Source organism: Kitasatospora sp. NPDC047058, from assembly GCF_040643935.1.
GTDB lineage: Bacteria > Actinomycetota > Actinomycetes > Streptomycetales > Streptomycetaceae > Kitasatospora.
This window is the reverse complement of sequence record NZ_JBEYVJ010000705.1, coordinates 1-2,377: the sequence shown is the minus strand read 5'-3', so window position 1 is coordinate 2,377 and position 2,377 is coordinate 1. Positions and strand designations below refer to the sequence as shown.

The following is a 2,377-nucleotide window of genomic DNA, read 5'->3' as shown; positions in this document are numbered from 1 at the left end:
GCGGTGCGTGGTGTGCGGTGCGTTGGTGCATGGCGCCTGAGGTGCCTCGGGTGCGCACCGAGGCCCCCGCGGGCGGCCCCGATCCGCAGGCCGTCCGCGCCGCGGCGCGCGCCGTCCGGGCCGCCGGCCGGCGCCCCCGCGCGCTCTACGTCGTCCCCGACTTCGCCAACCCCTCCGGCACCAGCATGCCCGTCCCCGCCCGGGCCCGGCTGCTGGACGCGGCCGCCGAGGAGGGCCTGCTCGTCATCGAGGACAACCCGTACGGTTTCTTCGCCCGCGACCCCGGCGAGCGGCCCACCCTGAAGGCGCTGGACCGCCGCCGCCAGGTCGTCTACCTCGGCTCCTTCGCCAAGACCTGCTTCCCCGGCGCCCGGCTCGGCTACGTCGTGGCCGACCAGGAGGTGGCCGGGCCCGGCGGACGGCGCTCGCTGCTCGCGGACGAGCTGGCCAGGCTGAAGAGCATGACGACGGTCAACACGCCCGCGCTCAGCCAGGCGGTGATCGGCGGCATGCTGCTGCGGCACGACTGCCGGCTGCGCGCCGCCAACGCCCCCGCCACGGCCCACTACGCGGCCAACATGACCGTGCTGCTCCGGGAGTTGGAGCGGCACTTCCCCGCGACGGAGCGCCGCCGGCTCGGGCTGTCCTGGAACCGTCCGGAGGGCGGCTTCTTCGCCGTGCTGGCCGTGCCGTTCGAGGCCGACGAGGCGGCCATGGAGCGGTGCGCCCGCGACCACGGCGTGCTCTGGACGCCGATGGCGCCGTTCTACCCGGCCGGCGGCGGGGAACGGCGGCTGCGGCTCTCCGTCAGTTCGCTGGACGAGCGCCGGATCGTGGCCGGGGTCGGGGCGTTGGCGCGGTTCATCCGCGCGTCGGCCGCGTAGCGAGGGTACGGCGGAGGGGGCAGGACCATCCGGTCCCGCCCCCTCCGCCATACCTCCGGGGCGTCAGCGCACCCGGGTGGAGAACAGCCGCGCCGACCAGTACACCGCCGCCACCGTCATCACCACGACGACCAGCAGCCCCTGCCAGACCGCGCTGTCCCCGACGTGCCCCGAGAACAGCGCCCGCATGCCCTCCACGGCCCAGTAGAAGGGGTTCCACCTGGCCATGGACTGCAGCCACACCGGAGCCAGCGCCAGCGGCAGCAGCACCCCGGAGAGCAGCGCGATCGGCTGCGCGATGGTGTTCACCACCGGGGCCATCGCCTCGTCGGCCGGCAGCAGCAGGGCGATCCCGTAGGAGATCGCCGAGGTCATCAGGGCCAGCAGGCCGAGCAGCAGGTAGGCCAGCAGCAGGTCCACCGGGCCGACCCGGAGGCCGAACGGCAGCGCGATCAGCGTGATGATCACGGCCTGCACCAGCAGCGCCACCGTCTCCCGCAGCGCCCGGCCCAGCAGCAGCGCCAGCCGGCTGACCGGGGTCACCCGGGCCCGTTCGATGATGCCGGCCTTCAGCTCGCCGAGCAGGCTGAACCCGGTGTAGAGGCCGCCGAAGATGCACAGCACCGCCAACAGGCCCGGTACGTAGATCTGGTAGGCCTCGGCGTAGGTGGTCGCGCCCATCGGTGCCAGCACCTTCTTGAGCAGCGGTGCGAACAGCAGCAGGTAGAACACCGGCTGGATCACCCCGACGGCGATCCAGACCGGGGTCCGCCACATCAGCAGCAGCTGGCGCTGGAAGACCAGCCAGGTGTCGCGGGCGAGCTTCATGGGGGCCCCTCGGGAGTCGGGAGGTCAGGACTGCTCGATCGAGCGGCCGGTGCGGGCCAGGAACACGTCGTCCAGGCTGGGGCGTTGCAGTTGCACGGTGCCGGGCACCACACCGGCCGCGTCGAGCGCGCGCAGCACCTGCGGGAGCGCGGCGGCGCCGTCGTCCAGGTAGAGCCGCAGGCCGTCCTCGCCCTGCACTTCCAGCCGGTGCAGGCAGGGCTGTTCGCGCAGCGCCTTGGTGGCCCGTTCGGTCTCCCCGGCGGGCAGGCCGACCAGCAGCACGTCGCCGGAGATCTCGCGCTTGAGCGTCTCGGGCGTGCCCTCGGCGACGATCCCGCCGTGGTCGACGATGGCCACCCGGTCGCAGAGCGCGTCGGCCTCCTCCAGGTAGTGCGTGGTCACGACCACCGTCATGCCCGCGTCGCGCAGCCGGCGGATCTCCGCCCAGACCTGGCCCCGGCCGGCCGGGTCGAGGCCCACGGTGGGCTCGTCCAGGAAGAGCACCCGGGGGGCGTGGATGACGCCGAGCGCGATGTCCAGCCGGCGGCGCTGGCCGCCGGAGTAGGTGCGGCACGGGCGGTCGGCGAACTCGGTGAGCCCGAAGGCCCGGAGCGCCTCCTCGGCGCGCCGGAGCGCCGAGGCCTTGCCGGTGCCGTGCATCCGGG

At 74.2% G+C, this 2,377-nt stretch carries 3 protein-coding genes; 1 reads left to right on the top strand and 2 read right to left on the bottom strand.

What is annotated here, in order from left to right:
- Positions 1 to 50 precede the first annotated feature (50 nt).
- On the top strand, positions 51 to 884 hold the full coding sequence (locus tag ABZ885_RS39555; protein ID WP_360199801.1) for a PLP-dependent aminotransferase family protein: 834 nt from the start codon (positions 51 to 53) through the stop codon (positions 882 to 884).
- A gap of 63 nt (positions 885 to 947) precedes the next feature.
- On the opposite strand, the gene ABZ885_RS39550 is transcribed toward ABZ885_RS39555, so the two are convergent.
- Positions 948 to 1,712: an ABC transporter permease gene (locus tag ABZ885_RS39550; protein WP_360199799.1), complete on the bottom strand. Its 765-nt coding sequence runs from the start codon at positions 1,710 to 1,712 to the stop codon at positions 948 to 950.
- Between the two features lie 24 nt (positions 1,713 to 1,736).
- Positions 1,737 to 2,377, bottom strand: a 641-nt coding sequence (locus ABZ885_RS39545) for an ATP-binding cassette domain-containing protein (protein WP_360199797.1), incomplete at its 5' end; no start/stop codon positions are given.